15 protein-coding genes are annotated in these 18242 nt (G+C 71.6%); 10 read left to right on the top strand and 5 right to left on the bottom strand.

Annotation, left to right across the window (positions count from 1 at the left end):
- Positions 1 to 16 precede the first annotated feature (16 nt).
- The gene (locus BCR55_RS28015) at positions 17 to 1117 is read right to left on the bottom strand and encodes an enolase C-terminal domain-like protein (RefSeq protein WP_006405139.1); all 1101 of its coding nucleotides are present in this window, start codon (positions 1115 to 1117) and stop codon (positions 17 to 19) included.
- A 146-nt stretch (positions 1118 to 1263) separates the two neighbouring features.
- Between BCR55_RS28015 and BCR55_RS28010 the strand changes: the two genes are divergently transcribed.
- On the top strand, positions 1264 to 3084 hold the full coding sequence (locus tag BCR55_RS28010; protein ID WP_006409499.1) for a thiamine pyrophosphate-requiring protein: 1821 nt from the start codon (positions 1264 to 1266) through the stop codon (positions 3082 to 3084).
- 44 nt (positions 3085 to 3128) lie between these two features.
- Here BCR55_RS28010 and BCR55_RS28005 read toward each other — a convergent pair whose 3' ends face one another.
- Positions 3129 to 4919 (bottom strand): glycoside hydrolase family 15 protein, encoded by a 1791-nt coding sequence (locus BCR55_RS28005; protein WP_053298988.1) that lies wholly within the window; start codon positions 4917 to 4919, stop codon positions 3129 to 3131.
- On the bottom strand, positions 4916 to 5899 hold the full coding sequence (locus BCR55_RS28000; RefSeq protein ID WP_053298999.1) for an SDR family oxidoreductase: 984 nt from the start codon (positions 5897 to 5899) through the stop codon (positions 4916 to 4918). The genes BCR55_RS28005 and BCR55_RS28000 overlap by 4 nt, the downstream gene beginning before the upstream one ends.
- A 279-nt stretch (positions 5900 to 6178) precedes the next feature.
- Here BCR55_RS28000 and coxB point away from each other — a divergent pair, with 279 nt between their 5' ends.
- From coxB to BCR55_RS27980, 4 genes are read left to right on the top strand one after another with little or no spacing between them, the layout of a single operon-like run.
- Positions 6179 to 7198, top strand: coding sequence for a cytochrome c oxidase subunit II (coxB, locus tag BCR55_RS27995; RefSeq protein WP_065497206.1), 1020 nt, complete (start codon positions 6179 to 6181; stop codon positions 7196 to 7198).
- 13 nt (positions 7199 to 7211) lie between these two features.
- Positions 7212 to 9842 (top strand): cytochrome c oxidase subunit I, encoded by a 2631-nt coding sequence (ctaD, locus tag BCR55_RS27990; protein WP_065497203.1) that lies wholly within the window; start codon positions 7212 to 7214, stop codon positions 9840 to 9842.
- On the top strand, positions 9839 to 10240 hold the full coding sequence (locus tag BCR55_RS27985; protein WP_053298985.1) for a hypothetical protein: 402 nt from the start codon (positions 9839 to 9841) through the stop codon (positions 10238 to 10240). The genes ctaD and BCR55_RS27985 overlap by 4 nt, the downstream gene beginning before the upstream one ends.
- Positions 10231 to 11859 (top strand): cytochrome c, encoded by a 1629-nt coding sequence (locus tag BCR55_RS27980; protein WP_053298984.1) that lies wholly within the window; start codon positions 10231 to 10233, stop codon positions 11857 to 11859. The genes BCR55_RS27985 and BCR55_RS27980 overlap by 10 nt, the downstream gene beginning before the upstream one ends.
- A 434-nt stretch (positions 11860 to 12293) precedes the next feature.
- Here the strand turns inward: BCR55_RS27980 and BCR55_RS27975 are convergent, their stop codons facing one another.
- Together BCR55_RS27975 and BCR55_RS27970 are read right to left on the bottom strand one after the other, a co-directional pair.
- Positions 12294 to 13004, bottom strand: coding sequence for a succinate dehydrogenase/fumarate reductase iron-sulfur subunit (locus tag BCR55_RS27975; protein WP_053298986.1), 711 nt, complete (start codon positions 13002 to 13004; stop codon positions 12294 to 12296).
- A gap of 66 nt (positions 13005 to 13070) precedes the next feature.
- Positions 13071 to 13313: a DUF6566 family protein gene (locus tag BCR55_RS27970; RefSeq protein WP_006398965.1), complete on the bottom strand. Its 243-nt coding sequence runs from the start codon at positions 13311 to 13313 to the stop codon at positions 13071 to 13073.
- A 181-nt stretch (positions 13314 to 13494) separates the two neighbouring features.
- Here BCR55_RS27970 and BCR55_RS27965 point away from each other — a divergent pair, with 181 nt between their 5' ends.
- Genes BCR55_RS27965 through BCR55_RS27945 form a run of 5 tightly spaced genes read left to right on the top strand, consistent with a single transcriptional unit; the run spans position 13495 to position 18098 of the window.
- Positions 13495 to 14190, top strand: a complete 696-nt coding sequence (locus BCR55_RS27965) for an MgtC/SapB family protein (protein ID WP_006405126.1) — start codon at positions 13495 to 13497, stop codon at positions 14188 to 14190.
- Complete coding sequence (locus BCR55_RS27960; protein ID WP_006405125.1) at positions 14187 to 14525, top strand: hypothetical protein; 339 nt, start codon at positions 14187 to 14189, stop codon at positions 14523 to 14525. Before BCR55_RS27965 ends, BCR55_RS27960 begins: the two co-directional genes overlap by 4 nt.
- The gene (locus BCR55_RS27955) at positions 14522 to 16762 is read left to right on the top strand and encodes a VTT domain-containing protein (RefSeq protein ID WP_053298983.1); all 2241 of its coding nucleotides are present in this window, start codon (positions 14522 to 14524) and stop codon (positions 16760 to 16762) included. The genes BCR55_RS27960 and BCR55_RS27955 overlap by 4 nt, the downstream gene beginning before the upstream one ends.
- Positions 16753 to 17595, top strand: a complete 843-nt coding sequence (locus BCR55_RS27950; protein WP_006405123.1) for an endonuclease/exonuclease/phosphatase family protein — start codon at positions 16753 to 16755, stop codon at positions 17593 to 17595. Before BCR55_RS27955 ends, BCR55_RS27950 begins: the two co-directional genes overlap by 10 nt.
- A gap of 14 nt (positions 17596 to 17609) precedes the next feature.
- The gene (locus BCR55_RS27945) at positions 17610 to 18098 is read left to right on the top strand and encodes a phage protein NinX family protein (protein ID WP_053298982.1); all 489 of its coding nucleotides are present in this window, start codon (positions 17610 to 17612) and stop codon (positions 18096 to 18098) included.
- The last annotated feature ends 144 nt before the right edge of the window (positions 18099 to 18242 follow it).

The following is an 18242-nucleotide window of genomic DNA, read 5'->3' as shown; positions in this document are numbered from 1 at the left end:
CGCTCGTTCAGGTCGTTCAGATCGCATAACGTTGCGCATCGGCCGTCCTCAGTTCGAGACCGACGCCCGGCCGTCCCGCGTCGATCTCGAGCGCACCGTCGATCAGCGGCGGCGCGCCGTCGAACAGCATGCGTTCGATGCGCACGTGATCGTGAAACCATTCGACGTGCCGCATGCGCGGCGCGACGCAGCCGACGTGCCGATGCAATGCGGGTGCGCAATGCGCGGACAGGTCGACGTGATACGCGTCGGCGAGCGCGCCTGCCGCGAGAAACCCGCTGACGCCGCCGCAGCGCGTCGCGTCGGCCTGCAGCACGTCGACCGCGCCGGCTTCGAGCAGGCGCCGGAAGTCGTCGGGCGTATACGCGTATTCGCCGGCCGCGACGTCGACGCGCGCGCCGACGTGCTCGCGCACGAACCGCAGCCCCGCGATATCGTCGCTGCTGACCGGCTCCTCGAACCAGCGGACGTCGTAGCGCGCGGCGCGCTCCGCGAACGCGAGCGCGGTGCGCGCCGAGTACGCGCCGTTCGCATCGACGAACAACTCGACGTCCGCGCCGAGCGCGTCGCGTGCGGTCTGCAGCCGCGCGGCGTCGCACGCGTCCTGCACGCCGATCTTGATCTTGCACGCGCGAATGCCTTCGTCGCGCCAGCCGCGGAGCTGCGCGGCGAGCGTCGCCGCGTCGTAGGTCGTAAAGCCGCCGCTGCCGTAGACCGGCACGCGTTCGCGGCGCCGGCCGAGCAGCGTCGCGAGCGGCACGCCGGCGAGCTTCGCCTTTGCGTCCCACAGCGCGACGTCGAGCGCCGAGATCGCGGTCGCTGCCACGCCTGCGCGGCCGATGTTGCGCACCGCGCGCCACAGCGCGTCGACGGCAGCCGGCACATCGGCGAGCGGACGGCCGCGCAGCGCGTCGGCGAGCAGCGAGGTCGCGAGCGACGCGGCACTCGCATCGGTGTACGTGTAGCCGAGCCCCGTCACGGGCCCCGCATCGATCTCGACGACCACGATCGTCGTGGCGGTCCACGCATAGGTGCCGTCGGCCTCCGGCCGGTCGGTCGGCACGCGATACGCGCGCGCCCGCACGTCGCCGAGGGTCGGCGCATCGGAAAGACTCATCGTCGCGCTCCGTGGCTGCGTGCCGTCGCGCATGCAACCTGCATACCTGTCAGCTTCGCGCGGCACGCCGCTTGCGCCGCGGCACGTTCATCGCCGCGCGCACCGGCAGGTTGCGTGCGGGTCACCGCGAACCAAGGAGAAACGGCATGGCGACAGTGGCGGATTTCATCGTCGAACGGCTGTACGACTGGGGCGTGCGCCGCGTGTACGGCTACCCGGGCGACGGCATCAACGGGTTCTTCGGTGCGCTGAACCGCGCAGAGGGCAAGATCGAATTCGTGCAGGCGCGACACGAGGAGATGGCGGCCTTCATGGCGTCCGCGCATGCAAAATTTACAGGCGAACTCGGCGTCTGCGTCGCGACGTCGGGGCCGGGCGCCGCCCACCTCGTGACGGGCCTGTACGACGCGCGGCTCGATCATATGCCGGTGCTCGCGATCGTCGGCCAGCAGGCGCGCGCGGCGCTCGGCGGCCATTATCAGCAGGAGGTCGATCTGCCGGCGCTGTTCAAGGACGTCGCGGGCGCGTTCGTGCAACTCGCGACGGTGCCGGGCCAGGTGCGCCACCTCGTCGATCGCGCGGTGCGCACCGCACTCGGCGCGCGCGCGGTCACCGCGCTCGTGCTGCCGAACGATCTGCAGGAGCTCGACTATGCGGCGCCGAAGCGCGCGCATGGCACCGTGCATTCGGGCGTCGGCTATACGCGGCCGAAGGTCGTGCCCTATGCGGACGATCTGCAGCGCGCGGCCGACGTGCTGAACGCCGGTTCGAAGGTCGCGATGCTGGTCGGCGCGGGCGCGCTGCACGCGACCGACGAGGTGATCGCGGTCGCGGACCGGCTCGGTGCGGGCGCCGCGAAGGCGCTGCTCGGCAAGGCCGCGCTGCCCGACGATCTGCCGTGGGTCACGGGCTCGATCGGGCTGCTCGGCACGAAGCCGAGCTATTCGCTGATGACCGAATGCGACACGCTGCTGATGGTCGGCTCCGGCTTCCCCTATTCGGAATTCCTGCCGAAGGAAGGTCAGGCGCGCGGCGTGCAGATCGATCTGAAGGCCGACATGCTGAGCCTGCGCTTTCCGATGGAGGTCAATCTGGTCGGCGACAGCGCCGAGACGCTGCGCGCGCTGCTGCCGCTGCTGAACGCGCGGCACGACACCGCGTGGCGCGAGCGCATCGCGCAGTGGAACGACGAATGGCGCGACACGCTCGCCGCGCGCGCCGCCGCGAGCGCGAGCCCCGGCCGCGGCGTGAACCCGCAGCGCGCGTTCACCGAACTGTCGCCGCGGCTGCCCGACGACGTGATCCTGACCAGCGATTCGGGCTCGTGCGCGAACTGGTACGCGCGCGACCTGACGATGCGGCGCGGGATGATGGGTTCGCTGTCCGGCGGCCTCGCGTCGATGGGCGCGGCCGTCCCGTACGCGATCGCCGCGAAGTTCGCGTATCCGCTGCGGCCCGTGATCGCGTTGGTCGGCGACGGCGCGATGCAGATGAACAACATGGCCGAGCTGATCACGGTGTCCAAATACTGGCGCACATGGGCGGATCCGCGCTGGATCTGCATGGTGCTCAACAACGAGGATCTGAATCAGGTCACGTGGGAGCAGCGCGTGATGGAAGGCGATCCGAAGTTCGACGCGTCGCAGCAGATTCCGAACGTGCCCTACTCGCGCTTTGCGACGCTGCTCGGGCTGAAGGGCATCTACGTCGACGATCCGGCGCAGCTCGGCGCCGCCTGGGACGAAGCGCTCGCGTCGGACCGGCCGGTCGTGCTCGAAGTCAAGAGCGACCCCGAGGTGCCGCCGCTGCCGCCGCACGTCACGCTGCAGCAGGCGAAGCATTTCGCGGAGACGCTGCTCAAGGGCGACTCGCGCGAGCACAACGTGATCGTCGAAACCGCGCGGCAGGTGCTGTCGGCCGTATTGCCGGGCAACGGCGAGCGCGGCGGCGGCAAGAAAGAATCGTAAGCGCACGTGGCGCCGGCGTGCCGCGTTCGGCGGCGCCGGCGGCCCTACGCGACGCCGACGTCGTCCTGCTGTGCGTCGCACTGCAGCGCGAGTGCCGCGTTGACGAGCGCGACGTGGGCGAGCGTAAACGGAAAATTGCCGCACATCCGGTGCGTGTGCACGTCGTACTCCTCGGACAGCAGCCCGACGTCGTTGCGCAGCGCGAGCAGCCGTTCGAACAGCGCGTGCGCATCGTCGTCGCGGCGCTGCAGGCGGTACACCTGCGCGAGCCAGAAGCCGGCCGCGACGAACGCGCCCTCGTCCCCTTCGCAACCGTCGACAAAACGCTCGGGCCGATAGCGGAACGGCAGCCCGTCCTCGAGCAGTTCGCGCTCGATCGCGGCGACCGTCGCCGCAACAGGCGGGTCGCTCGCATCGAGCATCCCGCTCAGCGGAATCAGCAGCAGGCTCACGTCGAGGCCGTCGCCGTCGAAGCGATCGACGAAGCGCCCGAGCTTCGCGTGATAGCCGCGCGCGAGCACCTCGTCGCGCACGGTGTCGGCCCAGCGCCGCCAGTCGTCGAGCGGCGCGTGATGTCCGAACGCGCGCGCCGAACGGTACGCGCTTTCGACCGCGGCCCACACCATCGCCTTCGACGACGTGAACTGATGACGGCCGCTGCGCACTTCCCAGATCCCTTCGTCGGGCTCGCGCCAGATCGTCGCGAGATGGTCGATCAGCCGCCGCTCGAGCAGCCAGGCGTCGTCGTCCGGCGGCAGCCCGTGACGGCGCGCCTGATACAGCGCGCCGAGCACTTCGCCGTAGACGTCGAGCTGCTGTTGCTGCGCGGCCGCGTTGCCGAAGCGCACCGGCCGCGCGCCGCCGTAGCCGGCCAGGTGCTCGGCCTGCCATTCGTCCGCGCGGCGGCTGCCGTCGGCCGCATAGAGCACTTGCAGCTGCGACGGATGATCGGCGATCGCGCGCACGAGCCAGTCGCGCCAGCCGGCCGCCTCGTCGCGATAGCCGCAGCGCGCGAGCGCGCGCAGCGTGAAGCTCGCGTCGCGCAGCCAGCAGAACCGGTAGTCCCAGTTGCGCACGCCGCCGAAGCGCTCCGGCAGCGAACTGGTCGGCGCGGCGACGATGCCGCCGGTGCGTCGGCTCGTCAGCAGCTTGATGGTGATCAGCGCGCGTTCGATCGCGTCGCCGTACGGCCCCTGCGCGGCGTGGCTGCGCGACCACGCGCGCCAGAACGCGTGCGTGTCGCGCAGCGACGCATACGCATCGGGCACCGCCGGCGCGCGGTCGTACGAGCGCGCATAGCTGATGCAGATATCGATGCGCTCGCCGGCCGCGATCGTCGGCGTGCCGACCAGTCGGTCGTCCTGCACGTCGAGCCGGGCATCGGTGTCGACCCACATCGCGTCGCCGCCCGTCATCATCCGCCAGCGGCGGCCGAAGCGCCGGCACCACGGCAGCGCATAGCCGTAGTCGAAGCGCACGCCGAGCTCGACGTCGAGCGCGACGCACCCGTGCTCGCCGCGCACGCTGCGGATCAGGCACGGATCGTCCGCGGCCCAGCTCATCCAGTCGATCACGACGATGCGGCCCGACGACGTGTCGAACGTCGTTTCGAGAATCGCCGTGCCGGGCAGATAGCGACGCGTGGCGCGCGCGTCGGGCTCGCGCGGCGCGAGCCGGAACCGGCCGTTCTCGGGCGTGCCGATCAGCGCGGCGAAGCACGGCGGCGAATCGAAATCCGGCCAGCAGAGCCAGTCGATGCTGCCGTCGCGCGCGACGAGCGCCGCGCTTCGGCCGTCGCCGATCGGCGCGTAGTCCTCGATCGGCGTCGCACTCATCGGTTCAGCTTCCGCGCGGCCACGACGCCGGCCGCGACCAGCACGAACGCCGCGCCGAATGCGAGCGCGCGCGCGGAGCCGAGCGCGCCGTCCGCGCCCGTGCGGTGCGCCTCGTCGGTGAACGCGCCGCGCGTCGCGTGCCCGTCCGGCACCGTCTCCCACAGGTTCGAGGCGCGCACGCCGGCCGGTTCCGCGCGCTGCTGGCCGCGCACGGCCGTGTACGCGAGATAGCGGTCGAAGCAGCCCGGCGCGACGCCGTTCGCGAGGATCGCCGCGAGCGACGACCAGCCGACCCAGCGCTCGCGACACGGCCGACGCGCGGCGCGCACGATCGCATCGGCCGCGACTTCCGGCGCGTATACCGGCGCGACGGGCCGCGGCTTGTTCGGCAGTTCCGATTCGGCCCAGTCGAACTGCGGCGTATCGATCGCGGGCAGTTGCACCATCGTCACGCGTATGCGGCTGCCGTCGTGCAGCAGCTCGCAGCGCAGCGCGTCGGTGAAGCCGCGGATCGCATGCTTCGCGCCGCAATACGGCGCCTGCAGCGGAATCGACCGATACGCGAGCGCCGAGCCGACCTGCACGATCGTGCCGCGATCGCGCGTGCGCATCCGCGCCAGCGCCGCGCGCGTGCCGTTCACGCAGCCGAGATAGGTGACGTCGGTCACGCGCGCGAAATCCTCCGGCGCGATCGCGTCGAACGGCGCGAACACGGTGACCATCGCGTTGTTGACCCACACGTCGACGGGCCCCAGCTCGCGCTCGATGCGCGCGGCGGCCGCATCGAGCGCGGCGGCGTCGCTGACGTCGACCGCGATCGGCAGCGCCTGCACGCCGTACGCCCGCACTTCCGCGGCGGCGTCCTCGAGCGCGCGCGGATCGCGCGCCAGCAGCGCGACGTTCGCGCCGAGCCGGGCAAAGGCATGAGCGGTCGCGCGGCCGACGCCGGCACTCGCGCCCGTGATCGCGACGGTTTTCACGTTCGTTTCCTCCGATCTGCTCCGTGGCCCGCGCGTCGCGGCCGTGCACACGCCGCGCGCCAGGGACGCGGGCGACGGAGCAACCGGCATGCCGCGCGACGGCCGGCGCATGCGATCCGGCCGCACGGCGCGCGCGCACGCCCGATTTACAACGCCGCTGTAACGCGGCCGCCGATGCACGCGCGCACGCGTCGCGCGCCGCACTCGCCGCGCGCACGCACGGAAATTGCTGCACCGCCTGTCGCCGTCGTCGTCCGCCGCATTCGGCAAGGAGTCGCGTTGCTGGTCCCGCTTTCCCCGAACGTGCGCCGCGTCGCGTGCGCCCTCGCGTGTATCGTTGCGTCCGCAGCGATTGCATGCGCGCAGGCCGCCGCCGAACCGCTGCCGCTCGCGTATGTCGCGCACGCGGCGGGCCCCGCCGCGCGGCCGGTGTTCGTGCTCGGGTGGGCGCTGCTCGCGCTCTGCACGTTCGTCTGCATCGCGATCGCGACGCTGCTCGCGCTGGCGCTGTTTCGCCGCCGCAGGCGCGAGGCCCGCGGCGGCGACGGCGTGCGCTTCGTCGCGATCGGCAGCGCGGTGTCGGCCGTGCTGCTGTTCGGCGCGCTCGTCTACATGCTGCGCGTGCTGGGCGCGGTCGCCTATCCGCCGCGCCCGCCCGTGCTGACGATCACCGTGATCGCGCACGACTGGTGGTGGGCCGTGCGCTATCCGGGCGAACCGGCGCTCGTCACCGCGAACGAAATCCATATTCCGGTGGGCGAGCCGATCGCGATCGAACTGAAGAGCGCGGACGTCATCCACGCATTCTGGGTGCCGCAGCTCGCGGGAAAGACCGAGACGATTCCCGGACAGACGAACCGGCAGTGGCTGCAGGCCGACCGGCCCGGCGTCTATCGCGGCCAGTGCTCGCAGTACTGCGGCGCGCAGCACGCGCACATGGCGTTCGACGTGGTCGCGCAGCCGCCCGACGCGTTTCGCGCGTGGCTCGACGCGCAGCGCCGGCCGGCCGCCGCACCGCCCGCGGGCGCGGCCGCGCACGGCGCGCGCGTGTTCGCCGCGCGCTGCGCGGGCTGCCACGCGGTGCGCGGCACCGACGCGGCCGGCGATGCAGGCCCCGACCTCACGCACCTCGCGTCGCGCCGGTCGCTCGCGGCCGGCACGCTCGACAACACGCCGGACAACCTGCGCCGCTGGATCGCGCACGCGCAGCAGATCAAGCCGCAGACGCTGATGCCGTCGTTCGCGCTCGCGCCGCGCGACGCCGACGATCTCGCCGCCTATCTCGCGACGCTGCACTGAACGGAGGATGCCGATGGCCGTCACCCACGACTCCCGCCCCGTGCTCGAGCGCGTGCCGGATCTCGGCGACGCGCCGCCCGGCTCGCCGGACGAGCGCGCGCTCGCCGCGCTGTGGGAGTCCGAGCCGGGCTGGCGCGGCTGGCTCGGCACCGTCGACCACAAGCGGATCGGCCTGCGCTACATCGTCACCGCCTTCGCGTTTCTGCTGCTCGGCGGCGTCGAGGCGCTCGTGATGCGCATCCAGCTCGCGCGGCCGAACGCGACGCTGCTCACGCCCGCGCAGTACGACGCGCTGTTCACGATGCACGGCGTGACGATGATCTTCCTGTACGCGCTGCCCGTGCTGTCCGGTTTCGCGAACTATCTGTGGCCGCTGATGCTCGGCTCGCGCGACATGGCGTTTCCGCGGCTGAACGCGTTCTCGTACTGGGTGTTCCTGTTCGCGGGGCTGTTCCTCTACGCGAGCTTTCCGCTCGGCGCGGTGCCCGACGGCGGCTGGTTCAACTACGTGCCGCTCACGTCGCTCGACTACAGCGCGGGCGCGAACATCGACATCTATGCGCTCGGGATGATCCTGCTCGGCATCTCGACGACGGGCGGCGCCGCGAACTTCGTCGTCACGCTGCTGCGCATGCGCGCGCACGGCATGTCGATCGACCGGCTGCCGATCATCGTGTGGGGCACGCTGACCGCGTCCGTCGCGAATCTGGTCGCGGTGCCGTCGGTGAGCCTGGCGTTCTTCCTGCTGTGGCTCGACCGCAATGCGGGCACGCACTTCTTCGACGTCGCGCACGACGGCCGCCCGCTGCTCTGGCAGCACCTGTTCTGGATGTTCGCGCACCCGTGGGTGTACGTCGTCGTGCTGCCCGCGATGGGGATCGTGTCCGATGCACTGCCGACGTTCTGCCGGCGGCCGCTCGTCGCGTACGAAGCCGTTGCGGTGTCGACCGTCGCGACGATGCTGATCGGCTTCGAGGTCTGGGTGCATCACATGTTCGCGACCGGCATTGCGCCGCTCGCGCTCGCGTTCTTCGGCGCGGCCAGCATGCTGATCTCGATTCTGAGCGCGGTCGCCGTGTTCGCGTGGATCGCGACGATCTGGACCGGGCGGCCCGTGTTCCGCACGCCGTTCCTGTATTTCGCGGGCTTCGTGCTGATGTTCGTAATCGGCGGCGTATCGGGCGTGATGACGGCGGCCGTGCCGCTCGACTGGCAGCTGACCGACACGTACTTCGTCGTCGCGCATCTGCACTACGTGCTGCTCGGGATCAACGTGTTTCCGGTGCTCGGCGGCATCACCTACTGGTTTCCGAAGTTCACGGGCCGGATGATGAACGAACGCGTCGGCCGCTGGACGTTCTGGGTCGTGCTGACCGGCTTCAACGTCGGCTTTTTTCCGATGCACGTGTCGGGGCTGCTCGGGATGCCGCGCCGCATCTACACCTACCCGTCCGGCATGGGCTGGGATACGTCGAACCTGCTGACGACGATCGGCTCGTTCGTGTTCGGCATCGGCATCGTGATGTTCGTGATCAACGCGCTCGTCAGCGCGCGGCGCGGCGCGCGCGCCGGCGACAATCCGTGGGGCGCGCCGGGCCTCGAATGGTCGGTCGCGTCGCCGACACCCGCCTACAACTTCGCGGTGCTGCCGCTGATCGCGTCGCGCCATCCACTGTGGGAAACGCGCGGCGAGCCGCGCCGCTCGAGCCTGCGCGTCGGCTACCGGCTCGCCGACGGGCGCGAGGCGCTCGCGGTGTCGCCGCTCGCCGCGACGCCGAGCGCGATCCTCAAGATGCCGGAGGACACCTGCGTGCCGTTCGTGCTGTCGCTGCTCGCGACGGCCGTGTTCGCCGCGATGCTGGTGCGCTCGCCGACGCTCGTCGGCGTTGCCGCGCTCGGCTGCGCGATCGCGCTCGGCGCGTGGCTGTGGCCGCGCCGCTCGCTCGGCCAGCGCGCCCCCGCCCCCGAGCGCGACGGCGTGCCGCCGCCCGCGCCGTTCACGATGCAGGAGCCGGCCGCCGTCGCTGCACCGCCGGCCGCGCCCGCGCCGTATGGCGCGCCGCTGCCGGTCGGCAGCTGCGGCAAACGCGCGGGCGGCTGGTGGGGTGTGCTGACGCTCGTCGTGACCGAGGCCGGCCTGTTCGGCTATCTGCTGTTCAGCTATTTCTACCTGCAGTCGCAGTCGGCCGCGCCGTGGCCGCCCGAAGGGATGCCGAAGCTCGGGCTCGCCGGCGTCGACACGGCCGTGCTGCTGTCGAGCAGCGTGTTCGTCTGGCTCGCCGAACGGGCGGTGCGCGCCGGCCGCCGGCCGCGTGCCGTCGCCGCGCTCGCCGTCGCGCTCGTGCTCGGCGTCGCGTTCGCGCTCGTCCAGCTGCACGAATGGCGCGAGCATCCGTACGGGCCGACCGCCCATCTGTACGGCAGCCTGTATTTCACGATCACGGGCTTTCACCTTGCGCACGTCGTCGCGGGGCTCGCGATTCTCGCGCTGCTCGCCGGCTGGACCGCGGCCGGCTTCTTCGACCGCGAGCGGCGCGTCGCGCTGAGTGTCGGCGCGCTGTACTGGCACTTCGTCGATTTCGTCTGGCTGTTCATCTTCACCGCGCTGTACGTGACGCCGTACTGGCTCAGGAGGCCCGGATGACACGCGCCCGCCGTTCGCTGATGCCGCTATTCGCGATCGCGGCCGGGCTCGTCGGCGCGCCCGCGCTGTGGTTCGCGCAGATGGCTGCGTCCGAGACGCTCGCGTCGACCGCGTGCTATCCGCTCGGCGTCGCGCAGCTCGCGCCGCGCTGGGCGCATGTCGGCGTCTGGCTCGCGCTCATCGCGGGCGGCGCGTTCGCGCTCGCGGCTGCGTGTGCGGCGTGGATCGCCCGTGTCTGGCGCCGGCCCGACGAGCCCGACATCCGCGCGGCGACGCGCGACGACAGCACGCGGTTTCTGGTCCGCTGCGCGGTGCTCGCCGCGCTCGGGTTCGTCGTCGGTCTCGTGTTTACCGGGATCGTCACAGGTTTCGTGGGGCCGTGCAGTCCATGGCGCTAATCTCGTCCGCTCGCTTTCGGTTTCGCTTCCGGTTTCGGTTTCGCTTGCGCTGCGCGCGTCGGCCGGCGATCGTGGCGCTCGCGCTCTCCGCCGTGCTCGGCGGCTGCGATCCGCTCGACGACGGCAGCGCGCAACGCGATACGGCCGATGCGGCATCGGCGGCGTCCGCGCCGGAGCCGGCATCCGGATGGCGCTTCACGCGGATTCGCGCGCCGGCCGATGCGGCGATGGCCGCGCGCGCGGAGCGCGATGCGCGGCTATCCTCGCGGCACGGCGGTGCGGCGGCGGGCGGCGGTGCGTCGGACGCGCAAGCGTCGGCATCCGCTGCCTCGGGAACCGGCGCTGCGGTGCCGGATGCGTCGGCGCACGACGACGTGCGCCGGCCGCTCGTCGCGGCGACCGCCGCGGATGCCGATGCCGCGCTGATCGAGCGCGGCCGCTATCTCGCCCATGCCGGCGACTGCTCCGCATGTCACGATGCGGCCGACCACACGCCCTACGCGGGCGGACAGCCGGTGAACTCGCCGTTCGGTCCGATCTATGCGCCCAACATCACGCCCGATCCCGTACACGGGATCGGCCGCTACACGCTGCAGCAGTTCGACGATGCATTGCGGCGCGGCGTGCGCGCGGACGGCAGCAACCTCTATCCGGCGATGCCGTATGCCTCGTTCGCGCGGCTCCATCCGGACGACGTGCGTGCGCTCTACGCGTACTTCATGCACGGCGTCGCGCCGTCGCCGCAGGCCGGCAAGCGCACGGCGCTGCCGTTTCCGTTCAATCAGCGCTGGGCGCTCGGGCTGTGGCGCCTGGTGTTCGCCAACGACGAACGCTTCGTGCCGTCGCCGTCGCACTCCGCGTCATGGAACCGCGGCGCGTACCTGGTGCAGGGGCTCGGCCACTGCGGCGCCTGCCATACGCCGCGCGGCCCCGCATATAACGAGCGCGGCTACGACGAGCGCAGCGCGAAGTTTCTGACGGGCGGCGTGACCGATCACTGGTTCGCGCCGAACCTGACCGGTGCGGACAACGACGGACTCGGCCGCTGGTCCGTCGACGACATCGCGGCATTCCTGCGCGACGGCCACACGCGGCACGGTTCGGTGTTCGGTGCGATGGCGCCGGTCGTCGGCGAAAGCACCGCGCTGCTGACCGACGGCGATCGCCATGCGATCGCCGTCTATCTAAAGTCGTTGCCCGCGCAACCGACTGCCGCGACGAATCCGCTCGGCGTCGGCATGCCGCGGCTGACCGCGGCCGGCCCGCGCCCCGAAGGCGGCCAGCAGGCGCCCGGCGCGGGAGTGTATGCGAGCTTTTGCGCGCGCTGTCACGGTGTGGACGGAACGGGCATACCGCATCACGGCCCGCCGCTTGCCGGCAATCCGGTCGTCGTCGCGGCCGATCCGACGAGCGCGATCCGCATCGTCGTCGAAGGCGCGCGTCCGGCACCGGGCGAACGCGACCGCAGCGGCGTGCAGCGGATGCCGGCGATGCGCGGCGCGCTGACGAGCAGCGAAATCGCGGCGGTCGTCAGCTACGTGCGCGGCGCATGGGGCAATCGCGCGGCGCCGGTGTCGACGCAGGATGTGCGCAGACTGCGTGCGGCGATTCATCGATGACGTGGGAGACGGGCGGTGCGCCGCGGAACGCAGGCACGCAGGCACGCAGGCACGCAGGCACGCAGGCACGCAGGCACGCAGGCACGCAGGCAGACTACGACAAATTCACGGTGTGCCGACAGCAACGCGCATACGGGCCGCGCGTTCAATCTCGACTAGTTGCTTTCGCAACGACATCCGTAACGCTTCTTGTCACCGCTAACGAAAAATATTGCAAGGCAGGACGGCCACGACTGACCGCCCGCCGCGTTCGTCCACTCACTGGCACAGTACTGCGCGCCAACGGCAGGCTGACACATACCGACAATCGCGGCAAACACGCATTCGATCACGACGCGCGCGCCACCGAGACACCGCCTCGCGCGCACCATCGCCGCCACCGCATCACACACCTGCTCGCAAGCGCTCCACGATCGCCACCCTCGCCTCGCCCGTTACACCGCGCGCCGCACCAGCATCGCCCGAATGTTCGAGATCGCGCGCGCCGGATTCAACCCCTTCGGGCACACGCTCGTGCAGTTCATGATGGTCCGGCAGCGGAACAGCCGATACGGATCCTCGAGGTTATCGAGCCGCTCGCCCGTCGCGAGATCGCGCGAATCGGCGATGAACCGGTACGCCTGGAGCAACGCGGCCGGCCCGACGAACTTGTCCGGATTCCACCAGAACGTCGGACACTGCGTCGAACAGCACGCGCAGAGGATGCATTCGTACAGCCCGTCGAGCTGGTCGCGCTCGGCCGGCGACTGCAGCCGCTCGCGCTCGGGCGGCGGCGTATCGTTGATCAGATACGGCTTGATCGAGTGGTATTGATTGAAAAAGTCGGTCATGTCGACGATCAGGTCGCGCACGACCGGCAGGCCCGGCAGCGGGCGCAGCGTGATCTCGCGCGGCAGCGTCTTCATGTTGGTCAGGCACGCGAGCCCGTTCGACCCGTTGATGTTCATCGCATCGGAGCCGCAGATCCCTTCGCGGCACGAGCGTCGATACGAGAGCGTCTCGTCTTCGCGCTTCAGGCGCCCGAGCACGTCGAGCAGCATCCGGTCGTCGGGCTGCACGGCGATCTCGTAGCGCTGCATGTAAGGCGCCGCGTCCCGATCGGGGTCGTAGCGATAGATATGGAGGATGCGCGTGTCGTCGTCCATCGTGTCTCCCGGCAAGCGGCCGCCGCGCGGCCGCACAGTGGCAGAGGCGGCGCAAGCGCCGTGCCGTCAATCGTCGTCGACGCGCTTGTCGACCAGATAGCGGCCGCGCTCGACGCCCGCACGCAGCGCTTCGTCCTCGGTCAGCCATTCGGGGCCGGCCGGCTCCGGCACGATCAGCTCGATGCGTGCGCCGTCGACGTAGAGCTGCACTTCGTCGCGCCATGCGCCGCGCTCGTTGCGCCGCGCCCACACGCGGATCTCGTGGCCGCGATACGGATCGCGTACCTGTGCGTCCTGTTGATGCTGCACGATGGCCTCCTGTGCTTATCTGCGATCACCTGAAAAAAATGCGCGCCGCACGACGGCCACGCGCGCCCGATGCTGCGCGCGCACGCGGCGTACCCGCGCGCGGCGAACCGGCACGCCGCTTGCATCCCCGTGGCATCGAACCGTCCCGGCACCGGGTCGGCACCACCTCGGGAGACACGCGATGATCGGCCACGTCGAACTCCTCGGACGCCTGCTGCTCGCTGCGCTGCTCGGCAGCGTGATCGGCCTCGAGCGCGAGCGGCTGAACTGGGCCGCGGGCCTGCGCACGCACATGCTCGTGTGCGTCGGCTCCGCGCTGACGATGCTCGTGTCGACCTACGGCTTCGAAGACGTCGCCGGCCGCAACGGCGTCGTACTCGATCCGTCGCGCGTCGCCGCGCAGGTGGTGTCCGGCATCGGCTTTCTCGGTGCCGGTTCGATTCTGCTGCGCGGCGAAGTAGTGCGCGGGCTGACGACCGCGGCGAGCCTCTGGGCCGTCGCCGGTGTCGGTCTCGCGGTCGGCGGCGGCATGATCGTCGCGTCGGTCGGCGCGACGGTCATCGTGCTCGTGATCCTCGCGGGCGTGAAGCCGCTCGAACGCCGCTTCATCGCGCAGCGTCAACAGCGCACGCTGCGGCTCGTCGTCGAGCGCGGCGGGCTCACGCTACGCACGCTGCACGACGCGCTCGGCACGCGGCACGTGCGCGTGAAGCGGTTCATCGTCCAGCAGTCGGACGACGATCCGGACACCGACGACATCTCGGTCTCGTTCTCGCGAACGAGCCCGGTGGAATTCGCGGCGATCTGCCGGACGCTGCAAAACCTCGCCGGCGTACGGATCTGCCGTCCCGACACTTCGTCAAGGAGTCTCGTGTGACCCAGACCGATCTGCTTTCGTATCTCGTCACCAGCCAACTGGCCGCGCGCATGCGTTCCGGCGCGTGGCTCACGATCGGCCAGGTCGTCGGCGCGCTGCGCGCATGGCTCGCGTACCACCACGCCGAATGCGACTGGCTCGACCGGATCCGCATCGTCGAAGCCGCCTCGGCGATCGCGGAAGGCATCTACGAGGTCGCGACGGCGCACGGCCAGCCGGCCGACGGCGAGCGCGTACGCCTCGACGCGCATTCGCCGGAAATGCAGGCGCTGCGCGCACGCTGCGACGTGCTGCTGCAGCGCATCGACGGCGACCGGGACGTCGACGCACGATGATCGTGCCGGCCCGCGGCTCGCGCACCGGCTTCGCGACGGCCGGCCCGGCGCGCGCCGACGACGCGCAGCGCGGCGCCGCACCGGGCGACGCGATCGTCCGGCACGGCCTGCTCGAGGTCGGCCGCAACTGCGACACGATTCGTCATGCGGACCGCTTCGCGACGTTGATCGACGGCGACGCGTATTTCTCGACACTGCGGGCCGCGCTCCTGCGTGCGCGCCATACGGTGTTCATCCTCGGCTGGGACGTCGACAGCCGGATGCGGCTCATGCCGGGCGGCGCCGACGACGGCTTCCCCGATACGCTCGCGGCGTTCCTGCACGCGCTCGCGTCGCGCCGGCACAACCTGCGGATCTACGTGCTCGCGTGGGACTTCGCGATGATCTACGCGCTCGAGCGCGACTGGCCGCCCGTCTATCGTGCGAGCTGGCGCGCGCATCGCGGGATCGTGTTCCGGCTCGACGATGCGCATCCGCGCGGCGCGTCGCATCATCAGAAGCTCGTCGTGATCGACGACCGGCTCGCGTTCGTCGGCGGCCTCGATCTGACGCGTGCGCGCTGGGACACGCCCGCGCATGCGGCGGACGACCCGCGCCGGCGCGACGAACAGGGCATGCCGTACGGACCGTTCCACGACGTGCACACGATGTTCGACGGCGACGCGGCCGCAGCGATCGGCGAGCAGGCACGCGCGCGCTGGCTGCGCGCATGCGGACGGCCGATCGCGATCCGCGCGCACAAGCATCTCGAACGCGACGACGATCCCGACCCGTGGCCGCCCGGCGCGCAGGTCGACGTGCGCGACGTGCAGCTCGGCATCGCCTATACGGCGCCGCGCCATCGCGACTCGGCGCCGGTGAGCCAGGTGCGCGAACTGGTCGCCGACACGATCCGCACCGCGCGCCGCCATCTGTATATCGAGAACCAGTACTTCACCGCGGCCGTCGTGCGCGAGACGCTGTCCGCGCGCCTCGCCGACGAGGACGGGCCCGACGTGACGGTCGTCGCGCCGCGCGTGCAGAGCGGCTGGCTGCAGGAAGCGACGATGGGCGTGCTGCGCGCGCGGCTGCACGCCACGCTCGTCGCGGCGGACCGCTTCGGGCGCTACCGGCTGCTGTATCCGCACGTCGACGGGCTCGGCGACGGCTGCGTGAACGTGCACAGCAAAGTCGCGATCGTCGACGACGAATGCCTGATGATCGGCAGCGCGAACCTGAACAACCGCTCGATGCTGTTCGACACCGAATGCTGCGTCGCGCTGGTCGCGGCCGGCGACCCGCGCGTGCGCGCCGCGATCGCCGGCACGCGCGACCGCCTGCTGGCCGAGCATCTCGGCACGACGCCCGCGGCCGTCGCCGACGCGTTCGCGGACGCGCTCGCGCGCGGCGCACGGCCGAACGACGCGCTCGACCGGCTGCGCAAGGACCGCGGACGTTCGCTGCGCACGCTCGATCCGTCGGTCGCGCCGCAGCTCGACGCGCTCGTGCCGGTCAGCGCGTGGCTCGATCCCGAGCAGCCGATCGAGCCCGATCGGCTGATCCGCGAGTTCGTGCCGCGCGAACAGCACCGCACGCTCAGCGCGCGCTTCCTCGTGCTCGGCGCGATCGTGCTGCTGATCGCCGCGCTCGCGCTCACGTGGCGCTTCTCGCCGCTCGGCGAGCGCCTGAACGTCGCATCGCTCGCACATGCGGCCGCCGGCATGTCGCGACTGCCGGCCGCGCCCGTGCTGCTGCTGCTCGGCTACGTGATTGCGGCGACGCTCGCGGTGCCGATCACGCTGCTGATCGCGGCGACCGGCCTCGTGTTCGGCGCGTGGCCCGGTTTCGCCTATGCGGGCGCGGGCACGCTGATGGCCGCGGTCGCGACCTACGGACTCGGCCGCTGGCTCGGCCGCGACGCGGTGCGCCGGCTCGCCGGCGCGCGCGCGAACCGGCTCAGCGAGCATCTCGGCAAACGCGGCGTGGTCGCGATGACGGTGCTGCGGCTGCTGCCGATCGCGCCGTTTACGGTCGTCAACCTCGTCGCGGGCGCGTCGCATATCGGGCTGCGCGACTTCGTGATCGGCACGGCGATCGGCATGCTGCCCGGCATCGTGCTCACGGTGATCTTCGCGAACCAGCTGCTCGCCGCGTTCAGCCATCCGGGGCCGACCGCGTTCGCGTGGCTCGCGGCGATCGGCATCGCGCTCGTCGGCGTGTCGGCGCTGCTCGTCAGGATGCTGCGGCGATGGCGCTGATCCGGCACACGGCAGCGCCGCCCGAAGTCGTCACGGCCCCCGCGCCGCCCGCGGCCGCGCCGGGCGGCCGCGACCTGCGCATCGCGACGTACAACATCCACGGCGGCTACGGCCCGTGGCACGCGCGCGCAGCGGACCGGATCGCCGCGGTCATCGACGAACTGGACGCGGACGTGATCGCGCTGCAGGAAGTGCCGCTCGGCGGCACGCGCGGGCCCGACGTGCTCGCGCATCTGCGCGACGCGACCGGCATGCACGCGGCGGCCGGCCCGACGATCGATACGGCCGAGCGCCGCTACGGCAACGCAGTGCTGTCGCGCTATCCGATCCGCGCGGCGCGCACGCTCGATCTGTCGTTCCATCAGCGCGAGCCGCGCGGCGCGCTCGATGCGGACATCGACTGCCGCACCGGCCCGCTGCGCGTCGTCGCGACGCACCTCGGGCTGTCCGCGCGCGAACGCAGCGCGCAGGTGCAGCGGCTGCTCGCCGCGTTCGACACCGGGGCGATGCCGGTGATCCTGCTCGGCGACATCAACGAATGGTTCGTGCGCGGCCGCGCGCTGCAGGCGCTCGTCACGCGGTTCCGGCGCGCGCCCGCGCCGCGCACGTTCCCGACCGTCTGCCCGCTGTTCTCGCTCGACCGAATCTGGGTGCATCCGGGCGAGCTGCTGGTCGACGTCGCGGTCCATCGCAGCGCCCGCGCGCGGCACGCGTCCGACCACTATCCGCTCGTCGCGCGGATGCGCGCGCCGCAGCCGGAGCCGAAGCCGGAGCCGGCCGCCGCACCGTTCGACCGGCCGGGCACGCCGCTTGCGCGCAAAGACGCCCCCTGACGACGGAGAGCTCCATGCAGATCGACGAACTCGACGGAACCACGCTCGACTACTGGTCCGTGCGCGGCCTCTGCGCCGACCACGAAGATACGCTGCGCTTCACGGCCGTCACGCCGACCGTGGTCGTGACGGCCGCGTGCGACGCGCTGCGCCGGCTCGACGCGCACTTCGCGCCGACGCGTTCGTGGGCCGACGCGGGCGCCGTGCTCGATCGCGTCACGGACCTGCGCATCGTGCGGCGCGGCGGCGAGGTCGAGTGCGACGCGTCGTTCGCCGACGGCCCGTCGACCTGCGCCGCGCGCGGCCCGAATGCGCGCGTCGCGTTGCTGCGCGCGTACGTGCGCGCCTGCTTCGGCGACACGGTCGACGCGCCGCCCGATTTCCCGCACCGCATCGAGCGCGGCGCGATCGTGCGCTACGACCCCGGCGCGCCGCTGCCCGAAGCGGACGACGCCTCGGCGCTCGGCGACAGCACGGACATCCGCTCGGTGCCGCGCATGTGAGCGTGCGCCGCGCCGCCGCGCGTTCCCGGTACGCACCTCATGTAAAAACGACAGGGCCGCATCGGCGCGGCACCGCGCCGGCGTTGTCGCGCGGCGCTGCGCGGAGCGGGCACGCGCGTTGCGTTCGGCTTGCGCCCTGATCGC

Source organism: Burkholderia sp. CCA53 (assembly GCF_001685525.1).
In the GTDB taxonomy this organism is placed as follows: Bacteria; Pseudomonadota; Gammaproteobacteria; order Burkholderiales; family Burkholderiaceae; genus Burkholderia; species Burkholderia multivorans.
This window is presented reverse-complemented; position numbering and strand designations above follow the sequence as displayed.

What these genes read in the sequence shown, in the direction of transcription:
- BCR55_RS28015 (WP_006405139.1), bottom strand. Translation starts at nt 1,117, where the DNA reads ATGAGTCTTTCCGATGCGCCGACCCTCGGCGACGTGCGGGCGCGCGCG.
- BCR55_RS28010 (WP_006409499.1), top strand. Translation starts at nt 1,264, where the DNA reads ATGGCGACAGTGGCGGATTTCATCGTCGAACGGCTGTACGACTGGGGC.
- BCR55_RS28005 (WP_053298988.1), bottom strand. Translation starts at nt 4,919, where the DNA reads ATGAGTGCGACGCCGATCGAGGACTACGCGCCGATCGGCGACGGCCGA.
- ctaD (WP_065497203.1), top strand. Translation starts at nt 7,212, where the DNA reads ATGGCCGTCACCCACGACTCCCGCCCCGTGCTCGAGCGCGTGCCGGAT.
- BCR55_RS27985 (WP_053298985.1), top strand. Translation starts at nt 9,839, where the DNA reads ATGACACGCGCCCGCCGTTCGCTGATGCCGCTATTCGCGATCGCGGCC.
- BCR55_RS27980 (WP_053298984.1), top strand. Translation starts at nt 10,231, where the DNA reads ATGGCGCTAATCTCGTCCGCTCGCTTTCGGTTTCGCTTCCGGTTTCGG.
- BCR55_RS27975 (WP_053298986.1), bottom strand. Translation starts at nt 13,004, where the DNA reads ATGGACGACGACACGCGCATCCTCCATATCTATCGCTACGACCCCGAT.
- BCR55_RS27965 (WP_006405126.1), top strand. Translation starts at nt 13,495, where the DNA reads ATGATCGGCCACGTCGAACTCCTCGGACGCCTGCTGCTCGCTGCGCTG.
- BCR55_RS27955 (WP_053298983.1), top strand. Translation starts at nt 14,522, where the DNA reads ATGATCGTGCCGGCCCGCGGCTCGCGCACCGGCTTCGCGACGGCCGGC.
- BCR55_RS27950 (WP_006405123.1), top strand. Translation starts at nt 16,753, where the DNA reads ATGGCGCTGATCCGGCACACGGCAGCGCCGCCCGAAGTCGTCACGGCC.
- BCR55_RS27945 (WP_053298982.1), top strand. Translation starts at nt 17,610, where the DNA reads ATGCAGATCGACGAACTCGACGGAACCACGCTCGACTACTGGTCCGTG.